This window comes from Labrenzia sp. THAF191a (assembly GCF_009363335.1).
GTDB lineage: Bacteria > Pseudomonadota > Alphaproteobacteria > Rhizobiales > Stappiaceae > Roseibium > Roseibium algicola.
This window is the reverse complement of the sequence record NZ_CP045333.1, coordinates 3,898,441-3,918,035: the sequence shown is the minus strand read 5'-3', so window position 1 is coordinate 3,918,035 and position 19,595 is coordinate 3,898,441. Positions and strand designations below refer to the sequence as shown.

Genomic DNA, 19,595 nt, shown 5'->3' with positions numbered 1-19,595 from the left:
AAGCCAGCCTTTTTCACGTCAGGCCATCGTAATGTAGCTGCGCATCTGCTCGGCTTCGAGTTCAACCTGCGCAATCTTGAACTTTACGACGTCGCCGATGGAGATCACACCGGTCAGCTTGCCGTCCTTCACGACCGGCATATGGCGGAACCTGCCCTGTGTCATGCGAGCCATGACTTCGTTGATGTTGTTCTCTTCGGAGCAGGTAACCACGTTCTTGGTCATGACACCGGAAACCGGTGTTTTCAGCGCCGACACGCCTTGCGTACCGACCACGCGAACGATGTCCCGCTCTGACACAATGCCGTCAACGGCACCTTCCTTGTCGGAAACGACCACGGCACCGATCTTGTGTTTTGCCAGGGTTTCACAAATTTCGCTGAGCAACGCGTCGCTGCGCGCTGTGATAATATCGTGGCCTTTCCCACTCAGGATTGCGGCTACGGTCATTCAATCACCTCCCATGGCATCAATCGGTCCGTTTTACCGGACCAGATCAACCGACGCTCAATCGGAAGCGATCAAACGTCAATAGTTGATCGACCTTAATGTAGTCTGCCAGCCGGTCTCCGGAAGGAGATGTTCCAGCTGCTCGACCACTTTCGCACCGACTGGGGCCGGACGTCCATTCGAATCCGACAGGACGACCTCCAGTCGTCAGGTATCATGGCAAAAAAATCAGATCGCGCAAACTGTTGACCTTGCGTCTTGAAGGTACTTTCGCTTCGCGTCAGGAATTACGCCGCTGCGGCACGGGGTCGAACAGCGGGAACAGGGCAAGTCCGGCGACAAATCCACCAATATGAGCTTGCCAGGCAACACTTGCCGGCTGTCCCGCAACGGGACCGCTCATCAGGCCGAAGAACAGGTTGAGCCCGAACCATACCGCGACAAAAACCAGAACCTGTTGATTGCGAAGGCATTCCGCAAGCGGCTGCGCCGGTACGAAATAGGCCGTCGGATCGTTGCTGCGGATCGCACCCAGCGGGCCACCACGCTCGAAAACGAAGCGAATGGCCGCAGCCATCTGGCCGGAAATGGCGGCGGATGCGCCGATCATCGGCGCGCCTTCTCCCCAGTGGGTGGCAAGATGGGCCAGCGCCCCACCAACGGAACAAGCCGCCGAAAACAGCAGAAATCGGCCTACGCCAAACCGCCTGGCAACCGCACTGCCGAAAATCGCCATCCAGAGCAGGTTGAAGATAATGTGCATGGCGCCACCATGCAGCAGGCTGTAAGTGACGAAGGCCCAGAGGCTGGAGAGAAGATCAAAAGGCGGCAGGCTGCCGAGATAGGCATATTTTACCGGCCAGAATGCAAAAAGTTCGATGATCAGATTGTCCAGGTTCGCCGGAAGGATCATCACACGCAGAACGTGGATCGCAATCAGGATACCGCCAAGCCAGACGATGATCCCGGGCAGATTGAACACGGGCGGACCGGACGGCCGTTGGGGAGGTTGTTCCTTCTGGGCTTTTTCGCGCCGGGCGCGCTCTTCATCAATGCGGTAAACGTTCATGGACCCTCTGCCTTTCCAGTCTTTCTTCTAAGCCAGATCGAAGACAAAACAAGAGTGGTTCGACCGCCAGAACATGCGAAACCGGGAAAGAGTGACTTCGGCTTCTCCAGTCACAATCCCCAAAAAGCCTGAAAATACAAAGCGCCGGCCACCTAAAGGTGACCAGCGCTTTGCGATGCCCCCCAAAACCGGTCGCGTCCCCACGACGCCCGTTCAGGACAGTTGTTCACTCCGGCCGGCGCTTGTTTTACCGAGGCAGCTCTTGGCGGCTGTACCTATCGGCCCGCGGCCTGACCTGCAACAACAGGTTCCTCCCACCCGCTGTCTATGTGAACTGAGTGTTAAGCTGACAGGCAACCGCCCCCAATACAAGCTTTACCGAAAATTAACCTTAATTTCTGACCGCCTCTCAAGCTTTCGCGCCAACAAGCACTTGGCACGCGCCCTGCTTTGTAAAGGTCAAAAACCAACAGGGAAGCATTTTCGTCCCGTTTTGAAACAAGAACTGTCTTGAGACGAAACACCGGGCGCAAGAATGGCAAAGAGGCGAACCAGATGAAACACGGCGTAACGCAAACTCTTTACAACTACTGGGACAATCTTCGCGGCGCCCGTCCAGCACCGAACCGCAGCGAAGTCGATCCGGGTGAGATCCGCGGCCTTCTTGGTGACACCTTCATTCTGGAGACGAACGGTTCCAGGGACGTGCGCTACCGCCTCGCCGGCACACGCCTGTGTTCCGCACATTGCCGGGAACTCAAGGGCCGCAACTTCCTGCGCGGCTGGAGCGTGAAAGACCGTGAAGCCCTGGAAAGCCTGATCGCCGCCATCACCGAAGATGCGGCTGCGGCCGTGATCGGCATCAACGGCCATACGGAACGCGGACAGATCCTGCAGATGGAAATGCTGCTGGTACCGCTGAATGTTCCAGGTGAAGGCAGGATCCGTGTCCTGGGAAGCTGCACTCCGATGGAAAAACCCTATTGGATCGGCCTGCATCCCATTTTGAGCCAGTCGATCTGCAGCCTGCGCCTGGTCTGGCCGGACGAGCGTCCCTATTTCGTGGATTCCCCTGCTTCCACGCTCAACCCGATCCTGCCGCGCTTTACCGCCGAAGGCATCGCCATGCCGACACCGCCCCTGCCGAGCGGTGCCGAGCGCAAGGTCGGACATCTGACCGTCTATTCTGGCGGCAAGACCTGATCCGCCCAACATAGCAAGTCTGGTAACATCCCTGTTCACCTGCGAAATCGGGCCGGCCGAGAATCAGCTGGCCCGAATTCATGTCCGGCACCGGCTGATTTACAGCCTCTATTCAGCCGAAAAGAAGTCCTTCCTTCCGGATTTTTACTCTCGCATTATTGTGCTTTCTCGACAGAGAGGGCTTGAATTCCGAACATCGCGGCCGTACCCGCATTTTTATCGATCACAAGTCTGGACCTGTGCGCCTTCTGAGCTACACTCTTACACATCGTTAACCCCAGCTACCTAAAGTGCTTTGAAAGACGTCTTTTGAATCGCATCTCAGCCGGGGACAATGCGATTTGCGCACCGTTTTGGATAGAACAGGCATGAGCGCCGGAGTGGCAACAGCAACAGAAGGAAGCAGATCGCTTCAAGTCACTGACCGCCGGCGCCATCAACGGGTCCAGGTCAATATACTGGGCCGCTTCATGCTTGAAGATCGGCGCGAATACCCTTGTCAGGTTATCGACATGTCGCCTGGCGGCATGGCCATGATTACACCGGTCACCGGCAGGGTCGGCGAACGCGTGATTGCCTATCTTGACCACCTGAGCCGCGTCGAAGGCAGGATTTCCCGCCTGATCGATGGCGGCTTTGCGGTTGAACTGCGCAATACGGTCCGTAAACGCGACAAGATCGCCAATGTTTTGACGTGGCTCGCGAACCGGGACGAACTCAATCTTCCCGAAGACCGCCGCCACGACCGCTTCGTGCCCAAAAACCCGATGACGAAGATGATCCTGCCAGACGGCTCGGAACATGTCTGCCGCATCATCGACGTATCCCTGTCCGGCGCGGCCATCGCCACGGACATCGTGCCGGAGATGGGCGACGCCATCACGCTCGGCAAGATGCATGCACGTGTCATTCGCCGCATCGAAGGTGGCATAGCCGTCGAATTTGCTGCTGTTCAAAGCCGCGAATTGCTGGAACATCACATATCGGCACCAGAGGAAAGCTGACTTTAGCTTTCTCATCATTCTCAAGTGCTTGAGACACTTCAGAAAGGCCCGGCTTTTTGCCGGGCCTTTTTGTTTCTGCGTAATTTTCCGGGTAGTAGCGTTTCTTTTCTGCTGGCCAGATCCAAAAAAATCAAAAAACTTTCATGCCCTTTCCTCCCCCTCAAGGACGGGCACAAGACCCGCTCCAGACCGAAAACCAGGCGATTGAACGCCGATTTCGCACCACTCGAAAAACACCAATTTCTCGCCATTTCAAGGACTTCTGGAGGATGCATCAAATTTTACGAAAATTTTCCTCCAACTTGAATTAAAGTAAATTCAAATAACGATAAAAAGAAACTCAAACACACATAAAATACAAATACAGTTTTACTTTGGAGATTTTCTCCAAGTAAAAATCATTGAGTCATCGTTGCGTCAGCCTTGGGGAGGGCGTTACGATGAAATTACTTCACAGAACTCTACTCGCATCTGCAGTGTTGCTGTCTTGCACCGTCATGGGATCGGTTGCACAGGCAGAACCCGGCCGCTTCATGGACATGCAAACGGTTGTCAAGGCACCCGTCGGCTATGACCAGTTCTGCCGTGACAACGTCTGGGCTTGTCCGAAGGAAAAGTACAAGCCGGTTGTCGTGAAGCTGGACGAAGCCCGCTGGAACGAACTCATTGCCATCAACAAGGAAGTCAATCGCCGGGTTCATCCTATGACCGACCAGGATCTGTTCGGCCAGGAAGAATACTGGACCTATCCGGTGAACGGATACGGCGACTGCGAGGAATACGTCCTTGAAAAGCAGCGCGTCCTGATCGAAGCCGGCTGGCCGAAAAGCGCCCTTCTGATCACTGTTGCAAAAGATACCAAGAACTCGGGTCATGCCGTTCTGACAGTACGTACGGACCATGGTGACATGATCCTCGACAACCAGATCGAGGCGGTGCTGCCCTGGTTTTCGACACCCTACCGTTACATCAAGCGTCAGTCTGCCAGCTCGCCCGTGCAGTGGACAGGTATTGCCGACACGCGCGTGACGACTGTCAGTAGCGTGTCCAATTAGGATTGGGATTGGTCCGGCCTCAGCCGGCCTCTAGGACGATCCGGTCGCGTCCCCACCCTCCCCATCCCTACCACGACCGGATCCAGGGAACCGGCCCGCCCCCCGCAGGCCGGTTCCCGCCTTTTCAGGCCCAGCTCAATTGGGGTCGGGTCGAATGGGTCAGATCAAAGCGGGTCAGAGTTCCCGCAGGCCGGCCTTGAAGCGCCGCCAGTTGCGCACATATCCGTCGGCGGAATTCGCAATCCCGTTCGCCGCCTCCAGCGGTAACGTTTTCACGACCTTTCCTGGCACGCCCACCACAAGAGAATTGTCCGGAATTTCCTTGCCTTCGGAAATAAGGGCATTGGCACCAATGATACAGTTGGAGCCGATGACAGCGCCGTTCAGAATTGTTGCGCCCATCCCGACCAGCGAATTGTCCTTGATCGTACAGCCATGCAGGATTGCCTTGTGGCCGATCGTGCAGTTGGCGCCGATGGTCAGCGGGTAGCCCATGTCCGTATGAAAGACGCAGCCGTCCTGGACGTTGGAGCGCATGCCGACGGTAATCGTCTCGTTGTCACCACGCAGGACCGCGTTGAACCAGACGCTTGCAGCTTCCTGCAGAATGATATCGCCAATCAGCGTCGCATTCGGTGCGATCCAGTATTCCCCGTTTTCCGGAAAAACAGGCGTACGTCCATCAAGAGCAAAGACCGGCATGAGACCTCAGGTGTAACCAATCATGATCAGGGCAACGTTGATTACCATAACACCGGAACACATGCTCCACATGCCGGCAATTGTGGAAGATGCGACCAGCCAACCCAACGGCCGCTTTTCGATCCTGCGTCCACGAATGGCGTTGCGCATGATGATGAAGGGTCCAGCGAACACACAGACAAAAACGCCGGCGATAAACGACAGGATGCCCTCTCCGTCAAAGGCGAACTTCGGCGGCTGCTTCGTGATCAGCTGATAAAGGCTGCCCAGCACACCGGACGCAACAAATCCGGCGCATGCGATATATCCAACGATTAGAAGATTGAACAGCACGCCCGTTAACCCCTTGTTAACTCTTTCGCACGGAAAGTGATTAAGAATTCGTAAAGGGTCAAGAGCAAAGACTGTGCCGGAACGGCAAATGAGCGAAAACCCCTCAATTGAGCCACTTCGAGCAGCGTCAACGCCTTCCCCAAGCGGGACACCTGTGCCGTTTCAGGACAACCTGTCCCATATATGTGCACAGCCAATCAAGGGACTGAAGTCGTGATACCTGTCTCCTTGCCACGCCCGATCAGAACCGATCCCCGCCACTTCACCTGGCTGGCGTTGGCAATGTGTGTATTGGGCACGGCTCATGTTGGCGGGAAGATCTACTCCTGGTCGTCCGGCTGGCCGATGGAGGCAGGCATCAGTCAGGACCAGCCCGTCCGCTTTGCCGTCGGCACGACCCGCTTTGAGCTTCCCCTGAACCTGATCGCGACGGCTTCGCAGAAACGGCAGGCCCTTGGTTCCGAAGCCGCGTTTGAAACACTTCGCCTGAACCTGCACTGGTCTTCCAGCGCCACGAAGAACAGCGATACGGGATGGGACGCCCCTGCGACGATCCGGGTTGACCTTGAGAGCAATCCCGGCCGGGAGAGCCTGCGGGCAAGGCTTGATCCGTTCTACAGGCGTCTTGCACGCGGTGGCGAGATGAAGGGGCCTTCGGGACTGAAGGTCCTGAAATTGTCGGCGCGTGGCGCGCCGGCGACGGATCTCATCGTCTACGATCCAACCGTTCAAAACGGCTTCATCGCACGATGCCGCAAAGACAGCACTTCGGGAAAAGCCGGTTGCCACCGCGCCATCGTGTTCGCCTCGGGTCTGGAACTGCGCTACAGCTTCGATCAATCGCTTCTGCCGGACTGGCGCCGCCTCGACGGCGACATCGTTGCCAGCATCGAAGGTTACCGGATGCAATGACCTGACTTGAGCGGATGGCGGAGAAATGAAAAAGGCGGCACACCAGAGGAGCCGCCTTTTCACGTTACGATCGAAAAGTCTGAAACTCAGACTTCGTCCAGATCAATTTCAAGGATTGCCATCTGGAAGTTCCAGCTCAGATCTTCATCCTCATCGTCTCGGAAGATGACACCGATGAATTCGTCACCGATGTAAACTTCAGCAGAGTCGTCCTTGCGCGGGCGGGCCTGCACCTTGATGGTCTTGTTCTCGAACTTCGAACGCAGATAGGCTTCGATCTTTCGGATTTCATCGGGTTTCACGGCGCTCTCCTGTTCTTTGCCTTCAGCATCAATCTGGCGCGGACCCTACAGGAGCCAACGGAAATGCCAAAGCCTTTCCGCAAGCTTTCCCCGTCTTCCTGAAACCGGATTTTCAATTCGTCTGGCCGGCGTCTTCACCGAGCAGCTGATTCATGCTGCGGGCCGGTTCTGCGCACCCTGCCTTGCCGACGATCTTGGCCGGAACCCCGGCAACCGTCGTGTTTGCAGGCACGTCCTGAAGCACCACGGACCCCGAGGCAATGCGCGAGCAATGTCCGATTTCCAGGTTGCCGAGAACCTTGGCACCCGCCCCCAGCAAGACACCGCGGCGGATCTTCGGATGGCGGTCGCCATCTTCCTTGCCGGTGCCGCCAAGGGTGACGCCCTGCAGGATCGAGACATCGTCCTCGATCACCGCGGTTCCGCCAACCACAATGCCGGTACCGTGGTCGATGAAGATACCGCGCCCGACGGGAACCGCCGGATGGATGTCGATCTGAAAAACTTCCGAGCTGCGGCTTTGCAGATAAAGGGCAAAATCCTTCCGGCCACGGCGCCACAGCCAGTTTGCCAGCCGGTGCGTCTGCAGGCCATGGAAGCCCTTGAAGTAAAGGACCGGCTCCAGGAAACGGAAGCATGCCGGATCGCGGTCGAAGACGGCAACGATGTCGACCCGGAAAATCTTGGCCAGCTCCGGCTCGTCTGCCAGTGCTTCAAGGTAGGTTTGCCGGATCAATGATGCGGAAACAATGTCCCGGCCCAGCCGGTCGCCAAGGCGATGAACGACGGCCTCTTCCAGGCTGTCATGGTTCAGAACCGTTTCGTAGACGAAGGACGACAGGGCCGGCTCTGCCGCGACCATCGCTTGTGCTTCATCCCTCAGTTGATGCCAGACCGGATCATGGGTCGGAACTTCTTTCAAACCGGTCTTGCTGATCGGTGCCGACATGGCCTGTCTCCTTTTCAAGCCGTCACGAGTGGTCCTTAAAATAGGACTGTCGTCTGATATTCCCAAATCAAACTTCCTGATATCAGATATGACCGTTTCAAATGAACCCCGATACCTGAAGATTTTCAGCATCTTGCTAACTGAAATCGCAATTTGAGGTTAAATCATGCCAACACAAACGTCCCAACCAGCCCCTTCCGGCAATCCGATGGTGATCCGCAACGGTCAGATTGCAGAGCTTGTGTTGAATGCGCCCGACAGAAAAAACGCACTGCCTCTTGCCGCATGGCAGGCAATTCCCGGTCTTCTGGCAGAGCTCGCACGGGATCCGGATCTGCGCGTCTGCATCGTGCGTGGTGCCGGTGGCAAGAGCTTTTGCGCAGGCGCTGACATATCGGAATTCGAAGCCATACGCTCGACGCCGGAAGCCGCCAAGAGATACGACGACATAAATGTTGCCGCCTTCAAGGCACTTAAGGCGTTGCCCGTCCCGGTCATTGCGGCAATCGAAGGCCCCTGCCTTGGCGGAGGCCTGGGCCTTGCACTCGCCTGCGATCTGCGCATCGCCGCCCGTTCCGCCTTTTTCGCCATTCCCGCAGCGAGGCTCGGTCTAGCCTATCCGCCCGAAGCGCTCGGTGATCTGCTGGAGGCCGTTTCACCTTCCAACGCCAAGAGACTGCTGTTTTCGGCCGAGCGCCTGACGGCCGAAAAGGCGCTGGACATGGGCCTTGTCAATGAAGTGGTCGACGACACGGATCTGAACCAGCACATCAATGCGCTAAGCGAGACACTCTGCGCCAATGCGCCTTTGTCACTGAAGGCAGCCAAGCAAGCCATCAATCGCCTCGCCCAGCCCGGCAGTCAGACGGACGCAACGGCTGACCTTGCCAATGCGCAGGTCTGTATCGACAGTGCCGACTACCGCGAAGGCTGCAGGGCCTTTCTGGAAAAGAGATCGCCGGTGTTCACTGGCGTCTGACAAGATCGCAAGCCAAGCCCGAAGCTGAATCAACCTCTCAACCACTTCTGCCAGCAACTTGAAACGACTCCCGTTTTCACTTCACAGCGAATATCCGAACGCGTCGCAACGACTTGTCGGCAATTCTATCTCAGGCCATCGCGGCATCGGTTTTGAGTGCGATCAGGAAGTCCTCTACCGCTCCGGCAAAAACGTCATTGCGATCACCGGCAACCATGTGTCCGGCGTCGCGGATATCGGTGAATTTCGAGTGAGGCACCAGCGCCTGGAACTCGCGAACATGGTCCATGGAGACCAATTCGGAGTTCTGCCCCCGGATCAGGAGAACAGGCACGGAAAGATTGCCCGCCGCAGCCAGCATGCGCTCTTGCGACTCCACCGCCCTGTCTTCGTCCTGATGATGCTTTGACTTCAGGAATGCCGGGTCCCAATGCCAGCGGTAGCGGCCATCTGCATGGAGCCGAAGGTTCTTTGAGAGGCCGGACAGGTCCTTGGGCCGCGAGCGGTTGGGCAGATAGCGGGCGATCGCATCAGCGGCCTCTTCCACGTCGGCAAAGCCGTCATCGACCCTGTCTCCCATGAAGCCCAGGATTTTGGCGACACCACCCATGTCGATCCGCGGCGTGATGTCCACCAGAACCAGCGCGGAAAGACCGCCCCTGTTTTCCTGTCCCTCCGCCAGCATACCGGCAAAGCCGCCAAGCGACGCCCCAACGACTACCGGGTTTGCCTTGTGCAAGGCCTCGACCTGAGAGGTGACAGCCACGAGATCCCTGGCGAAATCGTCAAATGCATAGTTTCCCGAGGCAACCCAGTCGCTTTCGCCATGTCCGCGCTGGTCCAGTGAATAGACCGGGTGCCCGAGATCCGCGATCCTGCGTGCGGCACCGTCCCAGGAATGCCGGGTCTGGCCGCCGCCGTGGAGCATGATCACAGGCAAGTCCCCTACCCCGTAACGGTCTGCCACCAGACCGTTCTTTTCCGCGCCCTGGAATTCAACACGCTTCGGACCCATGCAACCTCCCTCGATACCCGATCAGCACACCACAGCGCGGCTTGCGCCTCCGGTGGCGTCAGGCCTTACGCTTCAATGTTGTTCAGGAACGCCAGAACGCCCTGTTTGTGCACCTTGTCGCCCACGGCAACCATGTGATCGCGGCCCGGGATCTCCAGCACTTCCGCGTGCGGAATCAAGGTTGCCAGCTTGTGCGGTGACCCGGCGATATCGTCCTTCGTACCGACGGCAATCAACACCGGACGCTCGATGCGCGCGACGTCTTCCTCGCTGATTTTCTGCCGCGAGGAGCGCATGCAGGCCGCCAGTGCCCGGCGATCGGACCCTGTCTGCTCCGCGAAGGCCCTGAAGGCACGTCCGGTGCGATCGGAAATGTCCTGGATGCGGTCGGTCTCAAGGGCTGTCGCAATCGGCTCCGGATCTCCGATGCCGGAAATCATGCCGTAGCCCAGGCCGCTGAAGATCGCACGGCGCACCCTGCCCGGGTGGTTGAGGGTCAGGAATGCCGAGATTCTTGCCCCCATCGAGTAGCCCATGACATCGGCACGCTCGATATCAAGATGGTCGAGCAGGCGTTTGGCATCTTCCGCCATCACCGGTGCACCATAAGCTGCCGGGTCGTAGAACTTCTGACTGTCGCCGTGGCCGCGATTGTCGATGGTAATCACGCGCCTGCAGTCGCCGACCAGCAAATCGACCCAACCGGGATACTGCCAGTTCACCTGCTTGTTGGACGCGAACCCGTGGATCAGCAGGATCGGGTCCCCCTCACCTTTATCCTCATAGGCGATCCTAACACCATCGAACTCGAACTGAGGCATCTAAGACATTAACCCTTACGTAAACGGAAAACACAATTTCACGGTAGAGTAAGGGGTTTAGGCAGCGAAGGTAAAGCCCATTTCCGGCTCCAGGTGGAGCCTTGCTGCGGTTGTGGATCGCAGATTCCGGGTCTACCCATATATTTTACAAATGGATATGGTCCGCAAAATTTGCTATCGGGGTCCAACCTTTTAGAGACAGAGGAATTTCAACATGGCGGATCATGTCGTCCCGCATTTCCAGAACTCCAGCGGACACGATTCGGTGGCGATCGGCGCACGGGAATTCATGTGCATCGGCGCAAATCCTCCGTTTGATCATCCCCATGTCTTCCTCGACATGGGGAGTGAGAACGAAGTGGTCTGCCCCTATTGCTCAACGCTCTACAAGTTCGACAAGACACTGCAGGCAACCGAATCCTCGCCTTCAGACTGCACCTGGACGCCTGTAGCGGCGTAATTTATTGGTCTGTCCATGAGCACGAATGGTGAGACCGGTCTTCCGATCATTATTGCCGGCGCAGGGATTGGCGGTCTTACGGCCGCCCTTTGCCTGCATGCTCAAGGGCATGACATTGTCCTCATGGACAGGGCTCGGCAACTTTCGGAAGTTGGCGCCGGCCTTCAGCTCTCACCCAACGCCTGCTCGGTGCTCGATCAGCTTGGCTTGCTGGAAGACCTCGCTCCACATGCCTATGCCCCGGATTTCGTAAAAATCTTCTCGGCAAAATCTGGCGAAGAGCTCGCCAGGGTGACCATGGGCACTTTCCTGAAGGAGCGACACGGCTATCCTTTCTGGGAAATCCACCGGGCAGATCTCCAGCGTGTGCTTCTGGAGAAGGTCCAGTCCAGTGACGGTATCTCCCTCCGCCTTTCAAGCGAAGTTATCGATCTGGAATCCTCGCCCTATGAGCATCTGACCTGCGTGTTCCAGGATAATGAGATCTCGGGAAACCTTCATTGCAGGGCTCTCATTGGCGCTGATGGGGTCTGGTCCAAGACCAGACGACTCATTCCCGGACATGAAGACGCTCATTACAGCGGCCAGGTCGCCTACAGGGCCACGGTTCCGATCGATGCGGTGCCCGAGCGCTGGCGCCGCGATGCCGGCCTCTGGTTCCACAAGAGCGCCCATCTGGTGCATTACCCGGTTCGTGGCGGTCGGGAACTGAACATCGTCGGGCTGGTCGAAGAGGCCTGGGAGGACGAGACCTGGTCAGCAAAGGCCAACAAGGAAACCCTTCTGAAGATTTTCCGGGATTGGCCAACGGAAGTTCGCAATCTCCTCACGATCCCTGACGCCTGGTTGAAATGGGCCCTGTGCAGCGTGGACGCTGGTGGCCCGTGGACCCATGGCAATATTGCGCTGATCGGTGATGCCGCCCATGCGATGCTGCCGTTCATGGCGCAGGGGGCGGCAATGTCCATCGAGGACGCAGCGATCCTGGCTGAGCATATGCCTCAGGACGTCGAAAACATCCCCGCTGCCTTCAGGGCGTTTGAGCGGCAACGCAAACAACGGGTACAGCACATTCAGGGTATTTCTTTCAGAAACGCCCGCACGTTCCACTACGGCGGCGCGATGGCCTTTGCCCGCGACACCGTTTTGCGCCTGTCGAAACCAACCAGTCTGGCAGCCAGGTTCGACGATATTTATGGCTGGACTCCCGGGCAATAGACCCGCTTTCGCTTGAGCCCGGCGTCAAGCTGGGATAAAGCCAATCCCCATCCATGTGTCAGGGAGTGTGAAGATGACCGGTCAGAGGGCAGATGACGTTGTAACCGCTGCGTTTCTGGTCATCGGGGATGAGATCCTGTCCGGCCGCACGAAGGACAAGAACATCGGCTTCCTCGCCGACTACCTGACTGCGCTTGGCATTGACCTGAAGGAAGTGCGCATTGTTCCGGACGAAAAGCCGGAAATCATCGGTGCCGTCAATGCGCTGCGGGCGCGCTACGACTACGTGTTCACGTCCGGCGGCATTGGCCCGACGCACGACGACATCACGGCCGAAAGCATCGCCGATGCCTTTGGTGTTGCGCTGAACCTTGATCCACGCGCTGTCGCAATCATGGAACCCCACTACCCGCCGGGACAATTCACTCCGGCTCGCCAGCGGATGGCACGAATCCCCCAAGGCGCGGACCTCATCGAAAACAAGGTTTCGAAAGCACCGGGCTTCCGGATCGAGAACGTCCACGTGATGGCAGGCGTGCCGTCAATCATGCAGGCGATGATGGACGCGCTTGCGCCCTCGCTGAAGACAGGCAAGAAGATGCTGTCGGAAACCGTTGCCGCAGACATGCCTGAAAGCCGCATCGCCGAGCGCCTCGCTGCCATTCAGGACGCGCATCCGCAAACATTGATTGGCTCTTATCCAAGAGCGACGGACGGCAAGTTCACCACACAAATCGTGATCCGCTCGCGGGACGAGGCGATACTGATGGCTGCGGTCAGGGATGTCGCGGAAGCTGTCGCCGACCTGTCGGGATAATCTGAAGGACTAGAAATGGAAAACCCAGCCCAAGACAAAGCATTCCCCGTTTCCTGGGACATGTTTCACAGAGATTCCCGCGCACTTGCCTGGCGCCTTTCTAGCGAAGGTGAATGGAAGGCGATCGTCTGCATCACCCGTGGCGGACTGGTACCGGCCGGGATCGTTGCGCGTGAGCTTGGCATCCGCACCATCGAAACCGTCTGCATTGCGTCCTATCACGACTACGACAGCCAGGGTTCGCTCAAGGTCATCAAGCCGATCGACCCGAAGGTCATCGACCTGGAAGACGGTGAAGGCAGCGGTGTTCTGGTGATCGACGATCTGGTCGACACCGGCAAGACCCTGAAAGTGGTTCGTGAAATGCTGCCGAAGGCACACTACGCGACTGTTTATGCAAAGCCGGTTGGCGTGCCCATGGTCGATACCTTCATCACCGAAGTATCGCAGGACACCTGGATCTATTTCCCCTGGGACATGGGCTGGCAGTTCCAGCCGCCGCTTTCGAAAGAAACCGCAGGCTGATCCAGACTTCGCGAACTTTTGAAGGTTCTGGCACGTTTCCGCTGGAACCCTGTTTGTAAATCGACAATCGACCGGTCAGGCATCGCGTTTGGCCGGTCTTTTTGCGTCTGCCTTCAAGTCAATCCGGCCAGATCTCTCGGCTCGCCGAAACAAAAATTTAGCAAATCAGAACTTTGTCGCCTGTCATGCGTTTCCTCTCCGAAAACTTAGTCGTTACACGCTACGAAAGCCGATTTCGGAAAACGGAATGCTCAACAGACGTTTGTTCCTCGCCTCCGCTGCTGCCGCTCTTGTGACCGGCTGCGCATCCAGCCAAAGAACCGGACAACTTGCAGGACCTGGTTACCCAGCCGATGGCCTGGGAAGAGCTGTGCGCATTTCACCCGAGTACCTTCAGATGTACCGGGCAATGCCGGAAGAGCCCTACCCTATTCCGGCAGTGGATCTGTCGAAGATCGATCCGGTCTACTACCGCCAACTGGTGACCTATGCCGCTCCCGAACCGGCGGGCACGATCATCGTTGATACGCCCAACCGGTTTCTCTACCTGACCATGGAGGGCGGCCAGGCAATGCGGTATGGCGTCGGCATCGGCCGGGAAGGATTCGCCTGGGGTGGCCGTGCGCGCATCGCACGCAAGGCTGCCTGGCCCAAGTGGACGCCGCCGGCTGAAATGATCGACCGTCAGCCAGAACTGGAGAAATACAGGAACGGCATGCCGCCGGGTCTCGACAATCCGCTGGGTGCGCGAGCTCTTTATATCTTTGAAGGCAATCGCGACACGCTCTACCGCCTGCACGGCACGTCGGAAACCTTGTCCATTGGCAAGGCCGTGTCGTCCGGCTGCGTGCGCCTGCTCCAACAGGACATTATAGATCTTTATAACCGTGTGCCGAACGGCACGCCGATTGTCGTGCGGCAGGCGTAACAGCTGCCGCACAATTTTGCTTGCCTTGGCTTAGCTTAGCTTGGCTTGGCTTGGCTTGGCTCAGGCGATGATTTCGACCGGCTTGACTGCATCAATGCCGTCCAGCCGGACATCGCAGCCGATTGCAAAGGCCTCCACTCCGGCTCGTCTGGCTTCGGCAAAGGCGGCTGCATAGGCAGGGTCGATGTCGTCCGCAAGGCTCATCCGGCTGCAATCGGGCCGCTGGACCAGAAACACCATTGCCGCGCGGTGCCCCTCGGCCACCATGTCGCCCAGTTCCACAAGATGCTTGGCCCCGCGGGCGGTGACACTGTCCGGAAATTCAGCAAGTCCTGCTTTACGCATCAGGTGGACGTTCTTCACTTCCACGTAGGTCTTCGCGCCGTCTGCACCTTCCAGCAGAATGTCGATACGTGAGTTCTTGCCGTATTTCACTTCACGGCGCAGCGTCTGGTAGCCTGTAAGTCCGGCAATACGCCCTGCCTCCAACGCTTCTTCCACCAGCTTGTTGGGATGCGCCGTGTTGATGCCGACCAGAGCTCCGTCGGCCTCGATCACTTCCCAGGAATACTTGAGCTTGCGTTTCGGGTTGTCCGACGCAGACAGCCAGACACGAGATCCTGGCTCCTTCAAGCCGAGCATCGAGCCCGGGTTGGCGCAATGGGCCGTGATCGCACCGCTATTGTCGTCCAGAAGAACATCGGCAAGGAAACGCTTGTAGCGCTTGACCAGACGGCCACTGACAAGGGGCGCGGAAAACTTCATGGCAGATCTCTCTCGTGCAGATCAGGGCCGGACGGCCCCGTTCGTTCAGGTGAGCTTAAAGGTCACTTTGACCAGAAATCCGGATCAAGAAGAACCAGGATTGTGAACAGCTCAAGGCGGCCGACCAGCATGGCAAAGGATAACAGCCACTTGGCGCCATCCGGCAGCGGAGCAAAATGCCCTGCCGGGCCGATGACCGGCCCCAGGCCCGGACCGACGTTGCCCACGGATGTTGCCGCGGCGGAGATGGCGGTAACCAGATCCAGATCGAAGAAGGACAAGGCAACGGTGATGATGCCCACCGACCCCATGTAGACAACAAGGAAGGCCAGAACCGAGAAGGACAGTTCAGGCGTCAGTCTTGTTCCGCCGTATTCTTCCGACATGATCCGGTGCGGGCGCACCATGCGGCGCAGGTGCGCGCGGACAGTACCGAAGAACACCAGGAAGCGGAAAATCTTGATGCCGCCGGTCGTTGAACCGGTACAACCGCCAACGAACATCAGCAGCAGCGCGATCCCGACAACCGGCGCGCCCCATTGCGAATAGTCGCCCAGCGCATAACCGGTTCCAGTCACGATGGAAACCACGTTGAAGGTGGCCCTCAACAGCGCCTCATCGAATGGAAAGTGCATGTTGAGGCCGAGATAGACGGTCAGCGTCAAAGCCACGACAGCCAGAAACCCCAGCAATGCCCTCACCTGCGGATCTCGCCAGAGCTGCAGCGGATGACCGCGCAAGGCCTGGACGATCAGCACGAACGGCAACGCACCGATGATCATGAAAACGATCGCAACCCAACCGGAGGCCGGATTGGTAAAATAGCCGAAGGATTGATCATGGGTGGAAAAGCCGCCCGTCGCGATCGTGGTCAGGGCGTGATTGAAGGCATCGAACAGCTCAATCCCCGTGACCAGATAGGCAACGATGCACAGGAATGTCAGGAACAGGTAGGCAAGGCCGATCAGCCGGATCAGTTCAACCGACCGGCTGACGATCTTCTCGGACCGGTCGGAGTTCTCGCTCTGGAAAAGCTGCATACCGCCGATCCTCAGAAACGGCAGCAGCACGATGGCCATAACGATGATACCGACGCCGCCCATCCACTGCATCAGCGACCGCCAGACCAGAAGGCCCGGCGGCAGACTGTCGATGCCGGTCAGAACGGTGGACCCTGTGGTGGTGAACCCGGAAACCGCTTCGAACACCGCATCCGCATAGCCGATGCCAAGCCACAGAAACGGCAGCGCGCCGAAGGCCGGCAAGGTCGTCCAGGCAAGCGTCGTGAGAACGAAGGTCTGCCGCGTGTCCAACCCCTCGCGCAGCGATCCGCCGACGGCAAGTGACAACAGCATGCCGATCATGCCGGTCAGAAGTGCGGAAAAGACAAAGGCCTGCCAATCGGCATTTTTCTGGGCAACGTCCACAATAGCGGGAATGAGCATGGCAGTTGCCAGGCCGACGTACAGAAATCCGAGAACATTCAAAACTGGTCTGAGAGAAATCAACTATCAGTCTTCCCGAAAAACGCTGTGTCGGTCGGCCGTTCCGCGAATTGCCGCACCAACCACTCGTCCTAACGCCTTTCTGCCGATTTTCCAATGGCTTTGGCGCGCGTTCCCCGGAAGATGACGGGGATGACCATCCAAGTCTCGGTCAACAAAAGACATGTCTCACACCGCCAATAGAGCTTGTCCTTCCAATTCTGGAACCGCCAGGCGAAGTTGGTTGGCGTCAGTGCACGGGCACGCTACGCAGGAACAGCGCGGGAAACCGCCAAGTTCTTGAGCCTTGTTCAGGATTTCGTAGCGAATAAGAATTACCTTTACGTGCTAATTGCCAATCCAGCTTCCTATACGTGAAATTGACAAGGATTTGGTGCAATAGAACGGCTCGGACTACATTCGCTTGTATTCAGGATCAGCCTCACCCTTGTGGCGATGGTGCTTTGCAGCATCGGGCTGGTCTCAGGGCTTGCCTATCTCGATTTGTCCAGAAGCACGCAGGAAAATGCCACCATCAGGCTGGACCGGGCCGCACGTGCCGCAGCTTCAATGCTGCATTACGGCACGAATGAAAGCTTCAAACCGGTTTTCGCCGATAGTGGAGAGCCGATCGTCATTCGCGTTTCCGAAGCTTCCGCCAAAGAATTGCTCCAGCCAAGCGAAAAGCTGGACGGCTTGATCGAAACCATTGGCAACACCAATCAGGGCGCGGCCAATTTGTTCAGCTGGTCGAGCGAGACCAGATCCTTCGACCGCTTCGCCACCACCTTCAGCCATCCCAAGGGTGAGCGCCCGCCGGCTTTTTCCATCAGTGAAGGCCATCCCGCATTTGCCAGTCTTTCTGCAGGCCAGCCATTTGCGGGCAATGTTCCGGTCCAGGGCAGGTTCCGCCTCGCCTATCTGACGCCGATTGTCACCGACGGCGGTAAGCTTGCCGGTGCAATCGCTGTTGACGTCGGCTGGACAGACGACCTGACATTGGCAGAAAACCGACTGAAGACACGCATGGCCTCAGCAGCCATTGTCATCCTGTTTGCTGTCATTCTTGTTGGTGGATTGTTTCTGCGTTTCGAATTGCGGCCATTGCGCCGCCTGGCAAAGACAGCGGATGAACTGGCCACCGGCACACAGCCAAAACGCATTCCCTTCACGGACCGGCGGGACGAGATCGGTGATCTGGCGCATGGTCTGGAGAGGGTCACCGATCTGCAGGACAAGCTTCACAAGCTTGCCTATACGGACCCCGTGACCACCGCAGGCAACCGTGCCAGATATTTCTCGGACCTGAGCGAAGCCTTGCAACGGGCAAGGTCCGGCACCTATTCGGCCTCACTGATCCATCTGGATTTCAATGGCTTTGCCAAGGTGAACGACACCTTCGGCCAGCAGGTAGGTAACCGGGTCCTGTTACAGGCCTACGCACGTCTTGCAAATATCTTCGGCCCAAGCGCACAGATTGCTCGAATTTCGGCAGACGATTTCTGCATTCTCCTGCCCTTCGACAGCAAGGGCGCGATTGCAGAAGACTACGCGGTGCAGGCAATCGACATGTTGTCCGTACCCTTCCAGCTGGAAGAAGGAGAAATCCGTGTGGAACCAAGCATCGGCATAGCCCTTTTGCCGCAAGATGCAGAGGACGCGGAAACGGCTCACCGTATGGCAGGACTTGCCTTGCGGGCAGCAAAGCGGAACGCAGGTGCACGATATGAATTCTTCTCTCCGCCCCTGAACGACCGCGTCCAGAGTGAAATGCTCACGGAAACGCTGCTGCGGGCCGCACTTCAGACCCGCCAGCTCGTATTGCATTATCAGCCCCAGGTTTGCCCTGACGACGGCCGTCTCATTGGCCTGGAAGCCCTGCTTCGCTGGCCACACGAAAAACGCGGCCTTATCCCGCCGGGAGAGTTCATTCCGATTGCGGAAAAGACCGGGCTTATCCTGGACCTTGGCCAATACGTTCTGGAATCGGCGTGCAAGCAGGCTGCAGAGTGGCGTCAGGCCGGTTTCGAATTCGGTCAGGTTTCCATCAACGTGTCACCGCTTCAATTCCGCCAATCAAACTTTGCCGACACAGTTCGCCAGACCCTGAACAACCATGGCCTGCCTGCAAGCTACCTGTGTCTTGAAGTGACGGAAAACGTCTTTGTCGACACCAGGGAACAACTGGTTCTGAACATCCTTTCAGAACTTCAGCAGATTGGTGTCCAGCTTTCCCTGGATGATTTCGGCTCGGGTTACTCTTCCCTGAATTATCTGCACCGGCTGCCATTCCAGGAACTGAAGATCGACCGAGCCTTCATTTCCGGAGCGGATACGCACCCGCAACGCGAACAGCTGTTTGAGGCGATCGTTCGGCTTGGACGCAGCCTGGGCTTGCGTGTGATAGCGGAAGGCGCCGAGACTGCAGGAGAATTCGCGCTGACAGTGACCCATCACTGCGACGGTCTTCAGGGGTATTATTGCTCCCCGGCCGTGCCGGCAAACCTCATTCAGTCGCAGCTGCAGAGCTTCAGGGCGACCTTGAAAGCGTCCGGCATCAAAAGCGACAACGACCGGTCCTCCAAGAAACGAGCCTGATCTTGC

General features: G+C 57.6%; 21 protein-coding genes. 11 read left to right on the top strand and 10 right to left on the bottom strand.

Annotation, left to right across the window (positions count from 1 at the left end; all coding sequences use genetic code 11):
• Positions 1-18: 18 nt before the first annotated feature.
• A complete protein-coding gene (locus tag FIV05_RS18040) occupies positions 19-450 on the bottom strand; it encodes a CBS domain-containing protein (RefSeq protein ID WP_023001082.1) in 432 nt (143 codons plus the stop codon).
• A 280-nt stretch (positions 451-730) separates the two neighbouring features.
• The gene (locus FIV05_RS18035) at positions 731-1,519 is read right to left on the bottom strand and encodes a rhomboid family intramembrane serine protease (protein ID WP_152510514.1); all 789 of its coding nucleotides are present in this window, start codon (positions 1,517-1,519) and stop codon (positions 731-733) included.
• A gap of 555 nt (positions 1,520-2,074) precedes the next feature.
• On the opposite strand from FIV05_RS18035, the gene FIV05_RS18030 reads away from it, so the two are divergent.
• From FIV05_RS18030 to FIV05_RS18020, 3 genes are all read left to right on the top strand, one after another.
• Positions 2,075-2,722: a PAS domain-containing protein gene (locus FIV05_RS18030; RefSeq protein ID WP_152510513.1), complete on the top strand. Its 648-nt coding sequence runs from the start codon at positions 2,075-2,077 to the stop codon at positions 2,720-2,722.
• A 368-nt stretch (positions 2,723-3,090) separates the two neighbouring features.
• Complete coding sequence (locus FIV05_RS18025; protein WP_055654833.1) at positions 3,091-3,726, top strand: PilZ domain-containing protein; 636 nt, start codon at positions 3,091-3,093, stop codon at positions 3,724-3,726.
• Positions 3,727-4,166: 440 nt separating this feature from the next.
• A complete protein-coding gene (locus FIV05_RS18020; RefSeq protein ID WP_209009698.1) occupies positions 4,167-4,781 on the top strand; it encodes a transglutaminase-like cysteine peptidase in 615 nt (204 codons plus the stop codon).
• Positions 4,782-4,955: 174 nt separating this feature from the next.
• Here the strand turns inward: FIV05_RS18020 and FIV05_RS18015 are convergent, their stop codons facing one another.
• Both FIV05_RS18015 and FIV05_RS18010 read right to left on the bottom strand, forming a co-directional pair.
• A complete protein-coding gene (locus FIV05_RS18015) occupies positions 4,956-5,483 on the bottom strand; it encodes a gamma carbonic anhydrase family protein (protein ID WP_152510512.1) in 528 nt (175 codons plus the stop codon).
• 6 nt (positions 5,484-5,489) lie between these two features.
• Positions 5,490-5,816 (bottom strand): hypothetical protein, encoded by a 327-nt coding sequence (locus FIV05_RS18010; protein WP_023001076.1) that lies wholly within the window; start codon positions 5,814-5,816, stop codon positions 5,490-5,492.
• A 213-nt stretch (positions 5,817-6,029) separates the two neighbouring features.
• Between FIV05_RS18010 and FIV05_RS18005 the strand changes: the two genes are divergently transcribed.
• Positions 6,030-6,728, top strand: a complete 699-nt coding sequence (locus tag FIV05_RS18005; protein ID WP_152510511.1) for a hypothetical protein — start codon at positions 6,030-6,032, stop codon at positions 6,726-6,728.
• 86 nt (positions 6,729-6,814) lie between these two features.
• Here FIV05_RS18005 and FIV05_RS18000 read toward each other — a convergent pair whose 3' ends face one another.
• Together FIV05_RS18000 and cysE are read right to left on the bottom strand one after the other, a co-directional pair.
• A complete protein-coding gene (locus tag FIV05_RS18000; protein WP_006940479.1) occupies positions 6,815-7,030 on the bottom strand; it encodes a DUF3126 family protein in 216 nt (71 codons plus the stop codon).
• Positions 7,031-7,142: 112 nt separating this feature from the next.
• Positions 7,143-7,979, bottom strand: coding sequence for a serine O-acetyltransferase (gene cysE / locus FIV05_RS17995; protein ID WP_023001074.1), 837 nt, complete (start codon positions 7,977-7,979; stop codon positions 7,143-7,145).
• A 166-nt stretch (positions 7,980-8,145) separates the two neighbouring features.
• Here cysE and FIV05_RS17990 point away from each other — a divergent pair, with 166 nt between their 5' ends.
• Positions 8,146-8,958, top strand: coding sequence for an enoyl-CoA hydratase (locus FIV05_RS17990; RefSeq protein WP_152510510.1), 813 nt, complete (start codon positions 8,146-8,148; stop codon positions 8,956-8,958).
• 130 nt (positions 8,959-9,088) lie between these two features.
• On the opposite strand, the gene FIV05_RS17985 is transcribed toward FIV05_RS17990, so the two are convergent.
• Both FIV05_RS17985 and FIV05_RS17980 read right to left on the bottom strand, forming a co-directional pair.
• Positions 9,089-9,973 (bottom strand): alpha/beta hydrolase, encoded by an 885-nt coding sequence (locus tag FIV05_RS17985; protein WP_055654838.1) that lies wholly within the window; start codon positions 9,971-9,973, stop codon positions 9,089-9,091.
• 65 nt (positions 9,974-10,038) lie between these two features.
• Positions 10,039-10,794: an alpha/beta hydrolase gene (locus FIV05_RS17980; protein WP_152510509.1), complete on the bottom strand. Its 756-nt coding sequence runs from the start codon at positions 10,792-10,794 to the stop codon at positions 10,039-10,041.
• A gap of 214 nt (positions 10,795-11,008) precedes the next feature.
• Between FIV05_RS17980 and FIV05_RS17975 the strand changes: the two genes are divergently transcribed.
• The 5 genes from FIV05_RS17975 to FIV05_RS17955 all read left to right on the top strand — a co-directional run bounded on the left by FIV05_RS17975 (position 11,009) and on the right by FIV05_RS17955 (position 14,742).
• The gene (locus FIV05_RS17975) at positions 11,009-11,254 is read left to right on the top strand and encodes a zinc-finger domain-containing protein (protein ID WP_023001070.1); all 246 of its coding nucleotides are present in this window, start codon (positions 11,009-11,011) and stop codon (positions 11,252-11,254) included.
• Positions 11,255-11,269: 15 nt separating this feature from the next.
• Positions 11,270-12,472, top strand: coding sequence for an FAD-dependent monooxygenase (locus FIV05_RS17970; RefSeq protein WP_152510508.1), 1,203 nt, complete (start codon positions 11,270-11,272; stop codon positions 12,470-12,472).
• 73 nt (positions 12,473-12,545) lie between these two features.
• The gene (locus FIV05_RS17965; RefSeq protein ID WP_077292646.1) at positions 12,546-13,289 is read left to right on the top strand and encodes a competence/damage-inducible protein A; all 744 of its coding nucleotides are present in this window, start codon (positions 12,546-12,548) and stop codon (positions 13,287-13,289) included.
• Between the two features lie 15 nt (positions 13,290-13,304).
• Positions 13,305-13,814: a xanthine phosphoribosyltransferase gene (gene gpt, locus FIV05_RS17960; protein ID WP_023001067.1), complete on the top strand. Its 510-nt coding sequence runs from the start codon at positions 13,305-13,307 to the stop codon at positions 13,812-13,814.
• A gap of 247 nt (positions 13,815-14,061) precedes the next feature.
• Positions 14,062-14,742 (top strand): L,D-transpeptidase, encoded by a 681-nt coding sequence (locus FIV05_RS17955; protein WP_075282450.1) that lies wholly within the window; start codon positions 14,062-14,064, stop codon positions 14,740-14,742.
• A 60-nt stretch (positions 14,743-14,802) separates the two neighbouring features.
• Here FIV05_RS17955 and sfsA read toward each other — a convergent pair whose 3' ends face one another.
• Entirely contained in the window at positions 14,803-15,507 is a 705-nt protein-coding gene (sfsA, locus tag FIV05_RS17950; protein WP_152510507.1) for a DNA/RNA nuclease SfsA, read from the bottom strand.
• A 62-nt stretch (positions 15,508-15,569) separates the two neighbouring features.
• Positions 15,570-16,994 (bottom strand): TrkH family potassium uptake protein, encoded by a 1,425-nt coding sequence (locus FIV05_RS17945; protein ID WP_023001064.1) that lies wholly within the window; start codon positions 16,992-16,994, stop codon positions 15,570-15,572.
• Positions 16,995-17,447: 453 nt separating this feature from the next.
• Between FIV05_RS17945 and FIV05_RS17940 the strand changes: the two genes are divergently transcribed.
• A complete protein-coding gene (locus FIV05_RS17940; RefSeq protein WP_152511971.1) occupies positions 17,448-19,589 on the top strand; it encodes an EAL domain-containing protein in 2,142 nt (713 codons plus the stop codon).
• Positions 19,590-19,595 lie beyond the last annotated feature (6 nt).